At 72.7% G+C, this 16,254-nt stretch carries 17 protein-coding genes; 8 read left to right on the top strand and 9 right to left on the bottom strand.

Annotated elements, in window-relative coordinates; genetic code table 11:
* Positions 1–11: 11 nt before the first annotated feature.
* Together AC07F3_RS04720 and AC07F3_RS04715 are read left to right on the top strand one after the other, a co-directional pair.
* Positions 12–359: a sodium:proton antiporter gene (locus tag AC07F3_RS04720; RefSeq protein ID WP_479110438.1), complete on the top strand. Its 348-nt coding sequence runs from the start codon at positions 12–14 to the stop codon at positions 357–359.
* Entirely contained in the window at positions 356–2,104 is a 1,749-nt protein-coding gene (locus tag AC07F3_RS04715; protein WP_479110436.1) for a complex I subunit 5 family protein, read from the top strand. The genes AC07F3_RS04720 and AC07F3_RS04715 overlap by 4 nt, the downstream gene beginning before the upstream one ends.
* Positions 2,105–2,213: 109 nt before the next feature.
* Here the strand turns inward: AC07F3_RS04715 and AC07F3_RS04710 are convergent, their stop codons facing one another.
* Positions 2,214–2,396 carry a DUF6381 family protein gene (locus AC07F3_RS04710; protein WP_479110434.1) on the bottom strand — a complete coding sequence of 61 codons (183 nt, stop codon included), beginning with the start codon at positions 2,394–2,396 and terminating at the stop codon, positions 2,214–2,216.
* Between the two features lie 170 nt (positions 2,397–2,566).
* Here AC07F3_RS04710 and AC07F3_RS04705 point away from each other — a divergent pair, with 170 nt between their 5' ends.
* Positions 2,567–2,797, top strand: a complete 231-nt coding sequence (locus tag AC07F3_RS04705) for a DUF6479 family protein (RefSeq protein WP_479110432.1) — start codon at positions 2,567–2,569, stop codon at positions 2,795–2,797.
* Between the two features lie 34 nt (positions 2,798–2,831).
* On the opposite strand, the gene AC07F3_RS04700 is transcribed toward AC07F3_RS04705, so the two are convergent.
* On the bottom strand, positions 2,832–3,704 hold the full coding sequence (locus AC07F3_RS04700; protein WP_479110430.1) for a class II glutamine amidotransferase: 873 nt from the start codon (positions 3,702–3,704) through the stop codon (positions 2,832–2,834).
* A 79-nt stretch (positions 3,705–3,783) separates the two neighbouring features.
* Entirely contained in the window at positions 3,784–4,506 is a 723-nt protein-coding gene (locus AC07F3_RS04695; protein WP_479110428.1) for a VOC family protein, read from the bottom strand.
* Positions 4,507–4,816: 310 nt separating this feature from the next.
* Here AC07F3_RS04695 and AC07F3_RS04690 point away from each other — a divergent pair, with 310 nt between their 5' ends.
* Positions 4,817–5,395, top strand: a complete 579-nt coding sequence (locus AC07F3_RS04690) for an ATP-binding protein (protein ID WP_479110426.1) — start codon at positions 4,817–4,819, stop codon at positions 5,393–5,395.
* 177 nt (positions 5,396–5,572) lie between these two features.
* Here AC07F3_RS04690 and AC07F3_RS04685 read toward each other — a convergent pair whose 3' ends face one another.
* The 4 genes from AC07F3_RS04685 to AC07F3_RS04670 are packed head-to-tail and all read right to left on the bottom strand — an operon-like array spanning position 5,573 to position 12,751.
* Entirely contained in the window at positions 5,573–6,583 is a 1,011-nt protein-coding gene (locus tag AC07F3_RS04685; RefSeq protein WP_479110424.1) for an SDR family oxidoreductase, read from the bottom strand.
* A gap of 57 nt (positions 6,584–6,640) precedes the next feature.
* Complete coding sequence (locus tag AC07F3_RS04680; RefSeq protein WP_479110422.1) at positions 6,641–7,780, bottom strand: enolase C-terminal domain-like protein; 1,140 nt, start codon at positions 7,778–7,780, stop codon at positions 6,641–6,643.
* Positions 7,777–9,597 carry a thiamine pyrophosphate-requiring protein gene (locus AC07F3_RS04675; RefSeq protein ID WP_479110420.1) on the bottom strand — a complete coding sequence of 607 codons (1,821 nt, stop codon included), beginning with the start codon at positions 9,595–9,597 and terminating at the stop codon, positions 7,777–7,779. Before AC07F3_RS04675 ends, AC07F3_RS04680 begins: the two co-directional genes overlap by 4 nt.
* A 58-nt stretch (positions 9,598–9,655) precedes the next feature.
* Positions 9,656–12,751, bottom strand: coding sequence for an FAD-binding and (Fe-S)-binding domain-containing protein (locus AC07F3_RS04670; protein WP_479110418.1), 3,096 nt, complete (start codon positions 12,749–12,751; stop codon positions 9,656–9,658).
* 273 nt (positions 12,752–13,024) lie between these two features.
* Here AC07F3_RS04670 and AC07F3_RS04665 point away from each other — a divergent pair, with 273 nt between their 5' ends.
* Together AC07F3_RS04665 and AC07F3_RS04660 are read left to right on the top strand one after the other, a co-directional pair.
* The gene (locus tag AC07F3_RS04665; protein ID WP_479110416.1) at positions 13,025–13,978 is read left to right on the top strand and encodes an LLM class F420-dependent oxidoreductase; all 954 of its coding nucleotides are present in this window, start codon (positions 13,025–13,027) and stop codon (positions 13,976–13,978) included.
* 38 nt (positions 13,979–14,016) lie between these two features.
* Entirely contained in the window at positions 14,017–14,217 is a 201-nt protein-coding gene (locus AC07F3_RS04660; RefSeq protein WP_479110414.1) for a hypothetical protein, read from the top strand.
* An 86-nt stretch (positions 14,218–14,303) separates the two neighbouring features.
* Here AC07F3_RS04660 and AC07F3_RS04655 read toward each other — a convergent pair whose 3' ends face one another.
* Both AC07F3_RS04655 and AC07F3_RS04650 read right to left on the bottom strand, forming a co-directional pair.
* Positions 14,304–14,972 (bottom strand): HAD family hydrolase, encoded by a 669-nt coding sequence (locus AC07F3_RS04655; protein ID WP_479110412.1) that lies wholly within the window; start codon positions 14,970–14,972, stop codon positions 14,304–14,306.
* Between the two features lie 101 nt (positions 14,973–15,073).
* Positions 15,074–15,310, bottom strand: coding sequence for a hypothetical protein (locus AC07F3_RS04650; protein ID WP_479110410.1), 237 nt, complete (start codon positions 15,308–15,310; stop codon positions 15,074–15,076).
* Positions 15,311–15,573: 263 nt separating this feature from the next.
* Between AC07F3_RS04650 and AC07F3_RS04645 the strand changes: the two genes are divergently transcribed.
* Together AC07F3_RS04645 and AC07F3_RS04640 are read left to right on the top strand one after the other, a co-directional pair.
* The gene (locus tag AC07F3_RS04645) at positions 15,574–15,969 is read left to right on the top strand and encodes a hypothetical protein (protein ID WP_479110408.1); all 396 of its coding nucleotides are present in this window, start codon (positions 15,574–15,576) and stop codon (positions 15,967–15,969) included.
* 106 nt (positions 15,970–16,075) lie between these two features.
* Positions 16,076–16,231, top strand: coding sequence for a DUF6131 family protein (locus tag AC07F3_RS04640; RefSeq protein ID WP_189389669.1), 156 nt, complete (start codon positions 16,076–16,078; stop codon positions 16,229–16,231).
* Positions 16,232–16,254 lie beyond the last annotated feature (23 nt).

Genomic DNA, 16,254 nt, shown 5'->3' with positions numbered 1-16,254 from the left:
GACCGGCCGTGATGAACAGCGTGCCGTATCTCGTCGCCGGATGGATCTTCCTGGTCGGCTGCTACGGCCTGGCCACGAGCCGCAATCTGGTGCACGCCGTGGGCTGCCTGACGGTATGTCAGTCATCCACGTATGTCCTGCTGCTGGCTGTGGGGTACCGCGACGGCGCGACGACCGCGGTCTTCTCCGACGTGCCGCCCGGTTCACGCCCGCTCGTGGACCCGATCGTCCAGGCCCTCACGCTCACCGATGTCGTGGTCGGCGCCACGGTCACCGCCCTGCTGCTCGCCCTGGTGATACAGATCGCCAAACGGCACGGCACGGTCGACCCCGACGAACTCTCCGAGCTGCGCGGATGAACCACCTGCTGCCCCTGGTCCTGGCCGTTCCGCTGCTCGGCGCCGCGGCCCTGGTCGCGGCCGGCCGACGGCTGCCCCGCATCGTGGCCGAGTCGGTCGCGTGCGCCGTCGCGGCGGCCACGGCCGGGCTCGCGCTCGTCCTGCTGCTCCACTCCTCCCGCGACGCCGTCGAATGGGTCGGCGGCTGGCGCCCGCGCAACGGCGAAGGCGTGGGCATCGTGCTCATCGGCGACGCGACCGGGACCGGCCTCGCCGCCCTGGTCTCGGTCCTGGTCGTCGCCGTTCTCGTCTACTCCTGGCACTACTTCGACGAGCCGCCGCGCCGCCACGCGGGCTCCTTCCCCGCCCTGGTCCTGCTCTTCCAGGCGGGCATGTGCGGATTCGCGCTGACCGGCGACCTGTTCAACGCCTTCGTCTTCTTCGAGCTGATGAGCGTCGTGGCGTACGCCCTGACCGGCTACCGCGTCGAGGAGGCGAAGGCCGTCCAGGGCGCGCTCACCTTCGGTGTGATCAACTCGCTCGGCGCGTACGCCACGCTGACCGGGATCGTGCTGCTCTACGCCCGCACCGGAGAGCTCGGCATGCGGCAGATCGGCAGCCACCTCGACGCCCAGGGAGGACCCGACGCGCTGGTTCTGGCCGCCTTCGCCCTCGTCCTGACCGGCCTCCTGGTCAAGGCCGCCGCCCTGCCGTTCCACTTCTGGCTCCCCGACGCCCACGCGGTGGCACCCACCCCGGTGTGCATGCTGCTGTCCGGGGTCATGGTCGAGCTCGGCCTGTACGGCGCCTGGCGGGTCTACTCCACGGTGTTCGCCGGACCGGGCGGGGTGCCGACCGCGGACGCCGAACGCGCCCTGGTGGTGCTCGGCGCCCTGACCGCCCTGGTCGGCGCGCTGATGTGCTGGCAGCAGCGCCACATCAAACGCCTCCTGGCGTACTCGACCGTCGCGCACACCGGGCTCTTCCTGGTCGGCATCGGCCTGCTGAAGCCGGAGGCGACGAGCGGCGTGGCCGTCTACGTGCTGGGCCACGCGGGCGTCAAGGCGGCCCTGTTCGCCTGCGCGGGAATCCTCCTCGACCGGTACGGCAGCGTGGACGAGCACGAACTGCACGGCCGCGCCCGGGAGTTGCCGGTGGTGGCCGCGCTGTTCGCGGTGGGCGGCCTGGCCCTGGCCGGGTTTCCGCCGTTCGGCACGGGGCTCGGGAAGTCCCTCACCGAGGAGGCGGCGGGCGGCGGCTTCACCGTCCTGTTCGTGGCCGTCTCCGCGGTCACCGCGGGCGCCGTGCTGCGCATCGCGGCGCGCGTGTTCCTCGGGCTCGGTCCGCGGCCGCCGGGCGACCCGGGGCACGAGACGAGCGGGGCGGACGAGGAGCCCGAGACCGAGGGAAGGATCGGCCGGGTACCGGCCACCATGATCGCGGTCCCGGCCCTGCTGCTGGCCGGGACACTGGCGGCGGGCCTGATCCCGGGCCTGGCCACGGCGGTCGGCCGCGCCTTCGACCCGACCGCGCCCCACGCGCCGCACTGGACGCCCACCGGCGTTCTGCTGGGCCTTCTGTCGGCCGCGCTGGCGGCGGGTCTCGCCGGGATGGCGGTCCGCGGCCCGGCGGGCCGGGAATCACAGGCCTGGACGGCGCCGTTGCGCCGGCTGCACTCCGGCCACATCGGCGACTACGTCGCCTGGCTCCTGGTGGGCACGGCCCTGCTCGGCGGACTCGCCCTGCCCGGCATCCTCGGCGGGTGACAGCCCGTCAACTCACGTGCTACGCAAGCCAATTCAGCGGTCAACCGAAACGCCCCTCGGCGGCCCCTCATCACCAACGAGGGGCCGCCGCGGCGCTGTGCGGGCTCATTCACATGGGGTCGATGCCACCGCTGTCGCCCGGCATCTTGCTCTGCTCCTGGAGACGGCGGGCCTTGTCCTTCAGCCGCTGGCGCTCCTCCGGGTCGGCGGCGCGCTCCGCGGCCTGCTCCAGCTCCTCCGCCTTCTGGCGCATCTGCTGGGCACGGGCACCGAACTCGTCTGCAACGCTCATGATCACTCCTGAACTCGGGGGGATGCAGATGCCTCCAGCCAAACAGCGACCCGGGACCCTCGCATCCCGAACGGTCACGCACAGTCACCCGGCCGAGGCCGATGGGGCCGGATGCCGCGCACACCGGGTACTCCGTGTCAGGTCGGCCTCATCGGGGGTAGGCGTTTTCCATGACCGTTTTCGCTGCTACGCAGACACTCGCCGCCAACTCGACGTCCTGGCTGTTCACGGTCGTGGGCGTCATCATCGTCGCGGTGCTGATCGGGGCCTTCTGGTTCGGCAGCCGTCGAGCCGCCCGCAAGCCCATGCCTCCGCAGGAGCCTCAGCCGCGCTCGGACTCCTGGCAGCCGCCGGAGGCCTCGCAGACACCGGACGCCTCGGACCCCGACAGCCGTCCGTAGTCACCCGGCACCAAGCCGCAGGGGCGATACCGGCTCACCCGCCCGACTTCTGCGAGTGGGCCGCCCGCTCCGACAGATCGGCGAGTTGGAGCGGGCGGGCCGGTGCGTCCGGCAGGACGATCCTGCGTTCGGCGCCGCCGTGGGGCGTGACGTGGAGCAGTTCCCCCGACTCCATCAGGCGCCAGGCGGGATGCTCGTCCATGCGCTCGCTCGCCACGACGACCGCGGGGGCGTCGGCGAGGTCGCCGGAGTGGACGCGCATGTGACCGGCGCTGCCGCTGTGGTCCAGGTGCCGTGCCCCGTGCGGGCCGCCCGCCTCACGCTCCAGTACATACAGCTCGTGCGTCGCCGGATAACGCAGGGCCCACAGTTCGTCCGGGGTGGTCAGGACGAGGTTGAGCGAGTAGACGGGCAGATGCCCGGCGATCCAGCGGGTGGCCCGCTCGATGCCGGCGCCGACGTCGCCCCGCGCGCGGCGGATCTCGCGGGTGATCAGCGCGAAGACCCGCTCGGAATCCGTGTCCCCCGCCACCAGGGACAGATCCGGCCCCAACTCGGCCTCCAGGGCCGCCAGATCCTCGACGACTCCGTTGTGCGCGAAGAGCCGCCCGTCCTGCTGGAAGGGGTGGGTGTTGGGGGCGGTGAGGCTGCCGGTCGAGGCCAGACGGATGTGGGCGAGGAAGGTGGCCGAGCAGATCTGCCGGGCCTCCCGCGCGAAGTCGCGGTCCTCGTACGCCGCGTCGGGGGCCTTGCGCACCTGGGGCGTGCCGTCGCTGTCGAAGTATCCAAGGCCCGTGCCGTCCGGGTCCCGGTGGCTCTGCGCCATGAGGCTGTCCGGGGCGTCGAGCAGCCAGAAGGTGGCCCGGCTGCGGCGCGGGGCACTGCTCAGTCCGAACAGACGGCACATGGACGCCACCTCCATCGCTACGGCCCCCGCCCGGGCATCCTGCCCCGGTGCGGCGGATGAACACCACGCGGATACGCGTCTAACCGGTGCTGCTGAGGGTGAAGGTGGCGCCGTCGGGGTCGCTGAGGCGGACCCAGGGGCCGGTGGGCGAGGTGCCGTCGGCGAGCACGGTCGCGCCGTGCGCGCGGGCCTGGTCGGCGTGGTGGTGCGGGTCCTTGACGGCGAAGTGGGTGTGCCAGTGAGGCCGCAGGCTGGGATCGGGGGCGGCCTCGACGGCGCCGGAGGTGAGACGGGCCACGATGTGCCCGCCATGGCGCAGCACGACCTCGTCGTGCTCGTACTGCACGTCGCAGCAGCCGGGGCGGTCGCAGGCCCAGTCGAGGACCTCGCCGTAGAAGATCGCCGCGTCGAAGGCGTCGCGGGTGTGCAGCCGGGTCCAGGCCGGTGCGGTGTCGCGCCAGGATTCCCAGTTGGAGACCAGGGGGCCCTGCCAGATCCCGAAGACGGCGCCGTCCCGGTCGGCGGCCAGCGCGCCCCGCCCGGTCTGGAGCGCGACCGGTCCCACCGCGACCGTCGCGCCGCGCTCGCGGATCCGGGCCGCCGTGACATCCGCGTCCTCCACCGCGAAGTACGGCGTCCACGCCACCGCGACCTGGAAAGCCTGGGCGAGCGCCCCGATGCCGGCCACCGGAAGCCCGTCCGCCAGCGCGATCCGGAACTCGTCCCCAAGACCGGCGGGCACGAACGTCCAGCCCATCACCCGACCGTAGAAATCCGTCGCGTCGGTCAGGTCGCGAGCCATCAGGCTCACCCAGCACGGCGCCCCGAACACCGGGGCGCCGGAGCCGAGTCGAGCCGTGGAGTCTGTCGGTGTGCGCGTCACGAAGGCCCTCGCTTCCAGGAGTTCCGACGCACCGCCCACCCTCCGACGCACCGGCCATAGACGGTCCCACTATCCCGCCGCCGCCCGGTCCCCGCCTGTCAGCGACGCGGCGCCGGGCGCTCGGGCCGTACTGCCGGGGCCCCCGCGCCTCGTGTTGCGGATGCCGCCGTACGGGTCATGCTGGAGGAATCCGCGCTGTGCCCATTCGGCTACTTTTGGTAGCCCTCGCGTGGCTGCGGACGTGGAAGGGGCCGTCGAGCCGCTTCCGCCGGACAAGGGAGTCGCAGTGGTCACCATCGACAGTCCCCGGGAGTACACGCTGAGTCTGCAGGCGACACCGGCCCGCGTACCGCAGGTCCGCCGCATCGTCGCCGCACATCTGCGGCACTGGCGCCTGGAGGGAATCATCCAGCCCGTCAGCCTCGGCGTGTGCGAACTCCTCACCAATGTCCACCGCCACACCAAGGGCGACCACAGGTGCGTCCTTGAGCTGCGCTGGGCCCGTGGACAGCTCACCGCCTCCGTGGCGGACAACGACCCCCGTCTGCCCCGCCTCCAGGGCCCCCGCCCGTTCGCCGAACGGGGCCGCGGCCTCGCCCTGATCGCGCACCTCAGCGACAGCTGGGGCACCCACACCATCTCCGACGGCAAGGTCGTCTGGTTCACCCTCGCCGCGCAGCCGCAGGCGCTTCGCCCCCTGCGTCCGCTGCCCCCGAGGCCCACCCTCGCCACGACGGCGACGGTGCCGCGCTTCGAGACCCGGCCGCACGCGGAGCGGGCCGGCGCGCCCTGCCTCAGCGACGCCTGAGGCGACGGGGTCCGGCCGCCGCCGCACCCGGACAAGGGCGGCGCCGGCGGCTGATGGTCCCAACCCGTCCGGCGCCTTCATTCCTTCGTACGCAAGGAACGCACTACCGGACTACCACGGGACAGCAGGAGAAAACCTCGTATCGGCAGGTGCGCCCCGCTGGTCGCGGTCACGGGTTCACGCCCGGCCGCGACAGCGGCGCAGGGCCCATCCCGCCACACCGAGGACGCCAAGCCCGGCGCCCGTGGTGAGCAGGGGACGGCGGGCCAGCGCCACCTGGTAGGAGCGGGCGTGGGCGTCCTCGTCGAAGATGCCGTGTGCGCCGTGGTCGTCGCCCGGCTCCTGGTCGAGGGGACGCCACAGATTGCCACGGGCCGCCTCCGGCGGCAGGTCCTCGCGCTGCTGGGACGCGTAGCCGGTGCGGGCGAGGTAGCGGTCCAGGAGCGCGGGCACGAACCGGTTGGCCCAGAGGGTCGCGACGGTGGACGCGCCGACGTAGTACTGCTTGCGGCCCGGGTGGTCGGCCGCGAACAGGACGGCCCGGGCGGCGACTTCGGGCTGGTAGATCGGCGGAACCGGCTGCGGATGCCCGGGCAGGCGCGAGCGCACCCAGGAGAACTGGGGCGTGTTCACGGCCGGCATCTGCACCACGGTGACGCGCACCCGGCTCTTGGTGTGGAGGAGCTCGGTACGCACCGACGAGGTGAACCCGTTCACGGCGTGCTTGGCTCCGCAGTACGCCGACTGGAGCGGGATGGATCGCTCTCCGAGCGCCGAGCCCACCTGCACGATGGTGCCCCGGTCACGGGGGACCATCCGGGCCAGCGCGGTGCGCGTGCCGTGCACGAAGCCGAGGTAGGTCACCTCCGTGACGCGCCGGAACTCCTCCGCGCTGATCTCGGTGAAGGGAGCGAACACCGAGGTGAACGCGACGTTGACCCACACGTCGATGGGGCCGAAGGCGGCCTCGGCGGTGTCCGCGGCCTTGTCGACCTGGTCGTGGTCGGCCACGTCGACGGGGATCGCCAGGGCGTGCCCGCCGAGCTCGTCGACCTCCGCCGCGGCCGCGTCCAGGCCCGCCTCACCCCGGGCCAGGAGCGCGACATTGGCTCCGCGCCGGGCGAAGAGGCGGGCGGTGGCACGGCCGATGCCGGCGCTCGCTCCGGTGATGACTACGGTCTCGGGCATGGCCTCGCCTTTCGCGTGCGACGGGGGGCCGCCGACGGCGGCGGTGTGGTTGCCGGGTCAGCCGGTGCGGTAGGGCTCGGCATGGGCGGTCCTCAGCGTCAGTCCGTGGCCCGGGGAGCCGTCGGCGCCCGGGGTGATGTGTCCGCCCTTGGGGTCCAGGGTGCCGTCGAACAGAAGCGACTCCAGCCGGACGTGGTCGTGGAACCACTCCAGATGGCGCAGGTTGGGCGCGGCCGCCGCGGCGGCCGCGTGCGCGTGCGGGGCGCAGTGTCCGGAGATCTGCAGCCCGAACGCCTCGGCGAGGGCCGCGGCGCGCAGCCACACGGTGAGCCCCCCGCAGCGGGTCGCGTCCGCCTGGAGGCAGTCCACCGCGCCGGCCCGCAGCATGTGCCCGAAGTAGGCCAGCGTGTAGCCGTATTCGCCGGCGGCCACGTCCACGCTGACGGCCGCCCGGATCCGGGCGAGGCCTTCGAGGTCGTCCGACGAGACGGGTTCCTCGAACCAGGTGACGCCGTGGCTATCGAGGCAACTCCCCATCCGCACGGCCTGTTTCACGGTGTAGGCGCCGTTGGCGTCGACGTAGAGGGCGGTGGTGTCACCGATGGAGGCGCGGGCCTCGGCGACGCGTTCCCGGTCGCGCCGCTCGCCCCTCCCCCACGACTCACCGATCTTGATCTTGACCCGGGGGATGCCCTGGTCCTCGACCCAGTGCCGCAGTTGCTCGTCCTGGCGCCGGGCGTCGTACGTGGTGAAACCGCCGCTCCCGTACACCGGCACCCGCGGGTGGGCCCGACCGAGCAGGCGGGTCAGCGGCACGCCGAGGGTTCTGGCCTTGAGGTCCCACAGGGCGATGTCGACGGCGGAGATCGCGCCCGCGACCAGGCCCGGACGGCCGTCGTTGCGCACCGCCCGGGTCATCGCCTCGTTGGCGCCCGGCACGTCCCACACCGAGCGGCCCTCCACCACGGACGCCAGGTGCCCGCGGACGTAGGCGGCCGTCTCGGGGGCTCCGTAGGTGTAGCCGAGCCCCACGGCGGCGCCGGAGCGGACATGGACCACGACGAGGGTCGTCTTGTCCCACTCCAGCGTGCCGTCGGCCTCCGGGGCGTCGGTGGGCAGCGTGTACGCGGCCGCTTCGACCTCCTCGACAAGGGGATCACCGGCCGAGGGGACACCGCCGGAGGGCACGGAGGTCATCGCGTCTCGTCCCCGCCGTCCGGGTGGCGGTGGCGGGTGCCCGGAAGCATCTCCTGCACCTTGGCCTTGAGGCCCTGCTTGATCATCCCGGCGCGGTCGCTGTCCCCCTTGAGGACCGACGCGGCCGCGGCCTCGATCTGGTCCAGCGAGGCGTGGGGCGGGATCGGCGGCACCGCGGGGTCGGTGCGGAAGTCGATGACGAACGGCCGGTCGGCCGCCAGCGCCTGCCGCCAGGCCCCTTCGACGTCGCCCGGCTTCTCCACGCGTACGCCGCCGAGGCCGATCGAGCGGGCGAAGTCGGCGTAGGGCACGTCGGGCAGGGCCTGCGAGGGCAGGAACTGGGGGGCGCCGGACATGGCGCGCATCTCCCAGGTGACCTGGTTGAGGTCCTGGTTGTTGAGCACCGCGATGACGAGCCGGGGGTCGCTCCAGTCCTGGTAGTACTTGGCCGCGGTGATCAGCTCGGCGAGCCCGTTCATCTGCATCGCCCCGTCGCCCACGATCGCGACGGCCGGGCGGTCGGGGTGGGCGAACTTGGCGCCGATCACGTAGGGGACGCCGGGGCCCATGGTGGCCAGGGTGCCCGACAGCGAGCCGCGCATCGAACCGCGCATGCGCAGGTGGCGGGCGTACCAGTTGGCGGCGGAGCCGGAGTCGGCGGCCAGGATCACGTTGTCGGGCAGGAGCGCGTCAAGGGCGTGCACCACGTACTCGGGGTTGATCGGATCGGCCTCCACCGCGGCGCGCCGCTCCATCACCTCCCACCAGCGTGCCGTGTCCTTCTCGATCTTCTTGCGCCACTTGCCGTGACCCTTGCGCCGCAGCTGCGGCAGGAGCCGCTTGAGGGTCTCGCTCGCGTCGCCGACGAGGTTGACCTCGAACGGGTAGCGCAGCCCGACCATGTGCGGGTCGATGTCGATCTGCACCGCGCGGGCCTGGTCGAGACCGGGCATGAACTGGGTGTAGGGGAAGCTCGATCCGATGACGAGCAGGGTGTCGCAGCCCTGCATCAGCTCGTAGCTGGGCCGCGTTCCGAGCAGGCCGATCGAGCCGGTCACGTACGGCAGGTCGTCGGGCAGCGCGTCCTTGCCGAGCAGGGCCTTGGCCACGCCGGCGCCGAGCACGTCGGCGGCCTCGCGCACCTCGGGCTGGGCGCCCCGGGCACCCTGTCCGATGAGGATGGCCACCTTCTCCCCCGCGTTGAGCACCTCCGCGGCCCGGGCGATGTCGTCGTCGGCCGGGACCGGCGCGTAGGCGGCCATGCCGAGGCTGGAGGGCACCATCTTGAAGGCGTGCTGCGGCGGCGAGTAGTCCAGCTCCTGCACGTCGGCCGGGATGATGATCGCGGTCACCGTGCGCTGCGCACGCGCGATGCGCATCGCGCGGTCGAGGACGTTGGGCAGCTGCTCGGGCACGGTGACCATCTCGCAGAAGTCGCCGGCCACGTCCTTGTAGAGGCTCAGCAGGTCGACCTCCTGCTGGTAGGAGCCGCCCATGGCGCTGCGGTTGGTCTGGCCCACGATCGCGACGATCGGCACGTGGTCCAGCTTCGCGTCGTACAGGCCGTTGAGGAGGTGGATGGCGCCCGGGCCCGAGGTGGCCGCGCACACGCCGACCCGGCCGGAGAACTTGGCGTAGCCGACGGCTTCGAAGGCGGCCATCTCCTCGTGCCGGGCCTGGATGAACCGGGGCTTGTTCTCGGCGCGCCCCCACGCGGCGAGCAGGCCGTTGATGCCGTCGCCCGGGTAGGCGAAGACGTTCTCGACCTCCCACTCGCGCAGCCGCTGGAGAACGTAGTCGGAGACTTTGAGGGACACGGGACAGCCTTTCGCTGGTGCGTTTCGCTGGGTCGGGGGTGGGGGCGGAGCCTTTCGGTCACCTGCGGCGCCGGCGGGTCACGGCGTAGAGGGCGGCCGCTCCGCCGCCCAGGGCCAGGCAGGCCGCGCCGGTGGCCAGCCGCGCGTCCTTGGGCGACGGCTCCGGACGGGCGGCGAGCTTCTCCGGGTGGGTGGCCGGCAGTGGCCCGTCGAGCCCGAGCGCCAGCGCCTCGGCGAGGTGAACCGCCCGGCGGCCGGTGTCGCCCTGCTCGATCTGGGTGCGGCAGCTGAACCCGTCGGCGATGACGAGGGAGCCCGGCGAGGCGTCGCGGACCGCGGGCAGCACGCCCTGCTCGCCGATCTTCATGGACAGGTCGTAATGGCCCTGCTCGAAGCCGAAGTTGCCGGCCAGGCCGCAGCAGCCCTCGTCCAGGACGTCGGCGTCCAGGCCCGTGCGGCGCATCAGTTCACGGTCGGCGTCGTCCTTGAGCACCGCGTGCTGGTGGCAGTGCGGCTGGACGACGGCCTGCCGGGAGAGCCGGGGCGGCTGCCACTCGGGCGGCGCGTGTTCGAGCAGGAACTCGGCGAGGGTCCGGGTCTGCTGGGCCAGGCGCTGTACGTCCTGGTCGTCCGGCATCAGTTCCGGCGCGTCCGCGCGGAAGACGGCGGTGCACGACGGCTCGAGACCCACGATCGGGGTGCCCGCCTCAAGCCATGGCCGCAGCACGTCCAGGGTGCGGTGCAACACCCGCCGGGCGGTGGCCAGTTGGCCGGTGGAGATCCAGGTCAGGCCGCAGCACACGGCCTGCGTGGGCACCGCGACATGGAACCCGGCGCTCTCCAGGACCCGTACCGCCGACTTGGCGACGCCGGGGTGGAAGTACGTGGAGAACGTGTCGGGCCACAGGACGACGGTGTGCGCGTCGGCCGGATCGGGCTCGGGCATGCCGCGCGCCGCCCACCACTGCACGAACGACTGCTCGGCGAAGGCGGGTGCCTCGCGCTGGGGCGCCACTCCCGCGGCCTGTTTGCCGAGCCGGGCGATGCCGGGGGCGCGCAGGAGGGCGTTGGCCATCCTGGGGGCCAGCCGGGACAGGCGCGCCCACAGCGGCAGCCTCCCCAGCGAGTAGTGCGCGGCCGGGCGCAGTCGGCCCGTGTAGTGGTGGGAGAGGAACTCGGCCTTGTAGGTGGCCATGTCGACGCCGGTCGGGCAGTCGGACTTGCAGCCCTTGCAGGCCAGGCAGAGGTCGAGGGCGTCGTTCACCTCGGTCGAGCGCCAGCCGCCGGTCACGGGCGAGTCGGCGTGGCCGTCCAGCATCTCGAACAGCAGCCGGGCCCGGCCCCGGGTGGAGTGCTCCTCCTCCCCCGTGGCCCGGTAGGAGGGGCACATGACGCCGCCGGAGTGGGTGCGGCAGTTCCCGATGCCGACGCAGCGCAGCACCGCCCGGGTGAAGGAGCCCTCGTCGTCGGGGTAGCCGAAGTGGGTGTCGAGCTCCCGCGGCCGCCACCGCGAGCCGAGCCGCAGGTTCTCGTCCGCGCGGTAGGGGCTGACGATCTTTCCCGGGTTCATCCGGTCGTCCGGGTCGAACAGCGCCTTCAGCTCACCGAACGCCCCCACGAGCGGCTCGCCGAACATGCGGACCAGGAGCTCGCCGCGGGCCTGCCCGTCGCCGTGCTCGCCCGACAGCGACCCGCCGAAGGTCGCGACCAGGTCCGCCGCCCTGAACAGGAACCGGCGGAAGGAGGCCACCCCCTCGGCCGTCTTCAGGCCGAAGGGGATGCGGGTGTGGACGCACCCCTGGCCGAAGTGCCCGTACAGCGAGGGATGGTCGTAGCCGAATTCCTCGAACAGCTCCTTGAGGGAGCGCAGGTAGTCGCCCAGGCGCTCCGGCGGCACGGCCGAGTCCTCCCAGCCCTCCCACGTCTCGCGCTCGTCGGGCGGACGCGCGGTCACCCCGAGCCCGGCCTCGCGGGCCTTGAGGAGCTGCTGTTCGCGCGCCGGGTCGTCGGAGAACGCCACCGAGGCGTCCTTCTCCTCCCGGCCCAGCGACCGCAGCAGGGCGTGGGCCTGCTCGTCGACGTCGTCCTGGGTGTCCCCGGTGAACTGCACGAGCAGCCAGCTCTCGCCCTCCGGGAAGCGGTCGAGGGATTCGAGGTAGGCGTGCTCCTCCCGCATGAGCTGCGCCATCCGCCCGTCCAGCGCCTCCAGTTGGGCCGGTGTGCTGTGTTCGAGGAGGCGGGGCACGTCGTCGGCGGCGGCACAGATGTCGGGGTAGCCGAGCACCAGCATGGACTCGCGGGGCGGCACCGGCACGAGGTCGAGCTCCGCGTGCAGCACGGTCACCAGCGTGCCTTCGCTGCCCACCAGGGCGCGCGCCACGTCGAAGCCGTTCTCCGGGAGCAGCGAGTCGAGGTTGTAGCCGGACACCCTGCGGGGGATCTTCGGGAAGCCGCGCCTGACCTCGGCGAGATGGCGGTCGATGAGGTCGCGCATCCCCTGGTAGAGCTCGCCCCGTCGCCCGCCCTCGGCGACGATGGCCGCGAACTCCTCGTCGGGGGTGGCGCCGACCCACATCCGCGTCCCGTCGTAGGTCAGCACCTCAAGCCGCCGTACGTTGTCGACGGTCTTGCCGTAGGCCTGGGCGGAGGCGCCGCAGGAGTTGTTCCCGATCATGCCGCCGAGCGCGCAGTGGCTGTGGGTCGAGGGCTTCGGCCCGAACTTCAGTCTGTGCGGCTCCAGTTGGCGGTTGAGCTCGTCCAGGACGAGGCCCGGCTCGACCACGCAGGTGCGCCGCACGGGGTCGACCGAGACGAGGGCGTCGCAGTGCTTGGTCCAGTCGATGACGACCGCCGTGTTGGTGCACTGGCCCGCCAGGCTGGTCCCTCCGCCGCGCGAGAGGACCGGCGCGCCGAACTCGGCGCACACCGCGACCGCCTCGGCGCCGGCCTCGACCGAGCGTGGCACGACCACCCCGATCGGGACCTGCCGGTAGTTGGATCCGTCGGTGCTGTAGGCCCCACGGCTCCCGGCGTCGAACCGGACCTCCCCGTCGACCCGCTCGCGCAGGGCGCGCTCCAGCGCCGCGGTGTCCAGGCCCGCCGTACCGGTGCCTGCCTCGCGCCCGGGCGAAGCGGGGTTGTCGGGCAGATCCATCGCTCCTCCTCGTCGGATGTCGCTCCCCGTCCGCGCTGCGCCAGTACCCCTGAGCCGAGTGCCCACACTCGTCCAGGGCTACCCGGCCCCGTGCGCTCCCGCCAGTCGGCCGTCAGCCGTCCGCTCCCGCAGGCGGGAGGGGACGGGCGCGCCTAGGGTGACGGGTGAGGGCGCCGGTGTGCGCCGTCGAACTCGTGGCCACGGGGCGGTTTCCCGGCCCCTTCTTCGGCCACCCGGGTGGGAGCACGGTTTCACCGCCTGTGAGGAGTCCCCATGACGGAATACGGCTACTTCCTGTCCAGCGAGGAGCACACCCCCGCCGAGCTGGTGGAACAGGCCAGGATGGCGGAGCAGGCCGGATTCACCTCGCTGTGGATCTCCGACCACTACCACCCGTGGAACGACCAGCAGGGCCAGTCCCCGTTCGTCTGGTCGGTGATCGGAGCGCTGTCGCAGGCGGTCTCGCTCCCCGTGGAGACCGCGGTGACCTGCCCCACGCTGCGGATGCACCCCGCCGTGGTCGCCCAGGCCGCGGCCACCAGCGCGGTGCAGCTCGGCGGCCGCTTCCGGCTCGGCATCGGCAGCGGGGAGGCGCTCAACGAACACATCCTGGGCGACCCGTGGCCGGAGGCCGCCGTACGCCTGGAGATGCTGGAGGAAGCCGTCCGGGTGATGCGCCAGCTCTTCACCGGCGAGCAGGTCAGCCACCACGGGAAGCACTACACCGTGGAGAACGCCCGCCTCTACACCGTTCCCGACGAACCCGTGCCCATCGACGTGTCCGCCTTCGGGCCGCTGGCCGCCGAGGTCGCGGGCCGGGTCGGGGACGGCTTCATCACCATGGCGCCCGACGCCACCTCCATCGAGCGGTTCCGGCGCAGCGGAGGGGGGACCAAGCCGGTGTTCGCCGGGCTCAAGGTCTGCTGGGCCGCCGACGAGGAGGACGCGGTGCGCACCGCGCACCGGCTCTGGGCCAACGAGCAGCTGCCCGGTGAGCTGGCGCAGATCCTGCCCACGCCGCACCACTTCGAGCAGGCCTGCGAACTCGTCACGCCCGACCGCGTCCGTGCGAACGTGACCTGCGGGCCCGATCCGGAGGCGCATGTGGCGGCGGTCAAGGGGTACGTGGACGCGGGCTTCGACACCGTGTACATCAACCAGATCGGCAAGGACCAGCAGGGGTTCTTCGACTTCTACCGCACCAAGGTGCTGCCGCGCCTCGGCTGAGCACGACCGCCTCCCACCACACCGACCGAAGGAGAGACATGACCCACCCGCACCAGCAGGACCCCGGCAGCCCGTCCGAGGCGCACGCCGACACCGCCCTCGACGAAGTGCTCAAGGAGTTCGAGGAGGCGGAGACACGCGGCATCAAGGGGCCCGACCGCGAGGACGCCCACGACGGCGAGGCGGGAGACGCTCTGACACCGAACGAGGAAGCACAGGAAGAGGCGGCCGACGACTGATCGGGGCGAACGCCGGGGCGGCGTCCCCGGCCACCCGGAGCCGACCGCTCCCATGTCGCGCCGTCCCCGGTCCGGGGTCCCGCCTGTCAGCGGTTCATCTGGGCGAAGATGCTGGTGTCCAGGCGGGAGAGCAGGTCGGCGGTGTCGCCGTAGACCACCAGGGCGCCGGCCTCTTCGAGGTCGGCGCGGGCGATTCCGCCGGAGAGCAGCCCGACGGCGCGTACGTCCGCCGCCCGCGCCGCCTTCATGTCCCACACCGTGTCGCCGACGAACACCGCCTCCCCGGCCTCTGCCTCGGCCAGTTCCAGCGCCCGCCGGACCGGATCCGGGGCGGGCTTGCCCTCGGGTACGTCGTCCGCGCTGGCCACGCCCGCGATGACGTCGTCGGCGTCGATGGCGCGACGCAGTGCCTTCAGCTCCGGTCCCCCGGCCGAAGTGGCCAGCACGATGCGCCAGTTGCGGGCGGCCAGCACGTGCAGCAGCTTCCGGGCGCCGTCAAGCGCGGGCAGTCGCTCGAAGTAGGCCCCGTACAGGGCGGTGTGCGCGGCGCTGAGGTCGTCGTCCTCGTCGGGGTCGCGGTCCTCGCCGAGCAGGTGCTCCAGCAGATCCTTGGAGCCGAGCCCGATGGCGCGGTGGATGTCGTGCATCGCCACGTCGTGCCCCGCCTGGCGCAGGGCCTCCCACCACGTGACCACATGCAGGTGGTTGGTGTCGACGAGCGTGCCGTCGACGTCGAACAGTGCCGCACGTGCCATGGGTCCATGCCTCTCGTTCCGCCGTGCAAGGGGCCTGCCGCCCTCTGCCGATCATGCCGCCATTCGGTGCCCACGACATCTCGCGGCTCCGCGCGGGCGGGTCACGCGGCGTGCCGGCGCCGGACCGCGGGCCTCTCGCGCGCGGTCCGCGCCGCCTCCTCCGCCGGGGCCAGCCCCGCGGCGGGCTCCTCGGGCGGCAGATCCGGTACGGCCGCCAGATGGCGCTCGCCCGGCTCCGCGGCAAGATCGCCGCCGCCCAGCACCAACTCCTCGTACCGGCCGAGGGCGAGCACGGCCACCAGCATCAGATGGGGCAGCAGAACGGCTACGAAGACCACGACGACTCCTTGCGGGATGACGTGCCTGCCGGGCCGGGTTGCCTCCCCTCGGCGCCCGAAACCTTCCGGGCCGAGGCCGGACGTTCCTGTCCTCCATCAGGCGCTCCCTGGTTGCGTGCCCGCTCCGATGGCGGGTACCTGGGGGAAGCCATCGGCCGCGCGCCCGGGCGGCTTCGTCGGCAGTGCCGCCGTACCGCCGAGCCGACCAGGCGGGCGCGTGGCCTTCGGGGCAGGGCCCTTCCCACCGACGTACGGAGAACACCGTGAACGACTCCTCCCCCTCCGCCACCCCGGGCAGCGGCGCCGACTCCCCGGATCTGGTGCAGGTCATGCTCGGCGAGTGCTCCGCGGCCGACGCGGACGCGGTCTTCGGGGTGCTGGCCTCGTGCTTCGCCTCCGACCGCGCCGACGCCGTGCCCGGTCGCCGCGGCGGCCCGCGGCCCGACGCCTGGACCGGGAGCTTCGTCGCCGACCACGCCCCGGACCAGGTACCCGGGGTGCTGCTGGCCGGGCCCGTCACGGCCGAGCTGCAGGGCGGACCGGTGGCGGTGGACCGGCTGCGCCGGGCCCTGGGGGCGGCCTTCGCCGTCGAGACGGCGGGCCGCGTGGCCGGTGACCAGGAGGTCGACGTCCAGCTCCGGTTGACGACCAGCGCCTAGCGGGGCAGGGCCGCTCAGGTCGGCCGGACTCGACCGGTACGCCGGGAGGAACTCGGATCTACTCTTGAACCAGGAGCTGGACCCCTTCGCGAGATCGGAGGACATCATGATCGTCCTCGGAATCATCCTGCTCGTCGTCGGCTACGTGGCCGGCATTTCCATCCTGTGGACCATCGGCATCATCCTGCTGGTCATCGGCGCCATCCTGTGGCTCCTGGGCTCGGTCGGGCACGCCGTGGGCGGACGGCGGCACTACTGGTAACGGGGCCGCCTGACGATCCGTCA

It is taken from the genome of Streptomyces sp. NPDC045846, assembly GCF_056431605.1.
Note: the sequence above shows the minus strand (reverse complement) of the source record. Positions and strands in the feature narration are given on the sequence as shown.

Coding starts and splice junctions, on each gene's coding strand:
- AC07F3_RS04710 (WP_479110434.1), bottom strand. CDS start 2,396: ATGAGCGTTGCAGACGAGTTCGGTGCCCGTGCCCAGCAGATGCGCCAG.
- AC07F3_RS04720 (WP_479110438.1), top strand. CDS start 12: ATGAACAGCGTGCCGTATCTCGTCGCCGGATGGATCTTCCTGGTCGGC.
- AC07F3_RS04715 (WP_479110436.1), top strand. CDS start 356: ATGAACCACCTGCTGCCCCTGGTCCTGGCCGTTCCGCTGCTCGGCGCC.
- AC07F3_RS04640 (WP_189389669.1), top strand. CDS start 16,076: ATGATCGTCCTCGGAATCATCCTGCTCGTCGTCGGCTACGTGGCCGGC.
- AC07F3_RS04685 (WP_479110424.1), bottom strand. CDS start 6,583: ATGCCCGAGACCGTAGTCATCACCGGAGCGAGCGCCGGCATCGGCCGT.
- AC07F3_RS04660 (WP_479110414.1), top strand. CDS start 14,017: ATGACCCACCCGCACCAGCAGGACCCCGGCAGCCCGTCCGAGGCGCAC.
- AC07F3_RS04655 (WP_479110412.1), bottom strand. CDS start 14,972: ATGGCACGTGCGGCACTGTTCGACGTCGACGGCACGCTCGTCGACACC.
- AC07F3_RS04700 (WP_479110430.1), bottom strand. CDS start 3,704: ATGTGCCGTCTGTTCGGACTGAGCAGTGCCCCGCGCCGCAGCCGGGCC.
- AC07F3_RS04665 (WP_479110416.1), top strand. CDS start 13,025: ATGACGGAATACGGCTACTTCCTGTCCAGCGAGGAGCACACCCCCGCC.
- AC07F3_RS04670 (WP_479110418.1), bottom strand. CDS start 12,751: ATGGATCTGCCCGACAACCCCGCTTCGCCCGGGCGCGAGGCAGGCACC.
- AC07F3_RS04680 (WP_479110422.1), bottom strand. CDS start 7,780: ATGACCTCCGTGCCCTCCGGCGGTGTCCCCTCGGCCGGTGATCCCCTT.
- AC07F3_RS04705 (WP_479110432.1), top strand. CDS start 2,567: ATGACCGTTTTCGCTGCTACGCAGACACTCGCCGCCAACTCGACGTCC.
- AC07F3_RS04695 (WP_479110428.1), bottom strand. CDS start 4,506: ATGGCTCGCGACCTGACCGACGCGACGGATTTCTACGGTCGGGTGATG.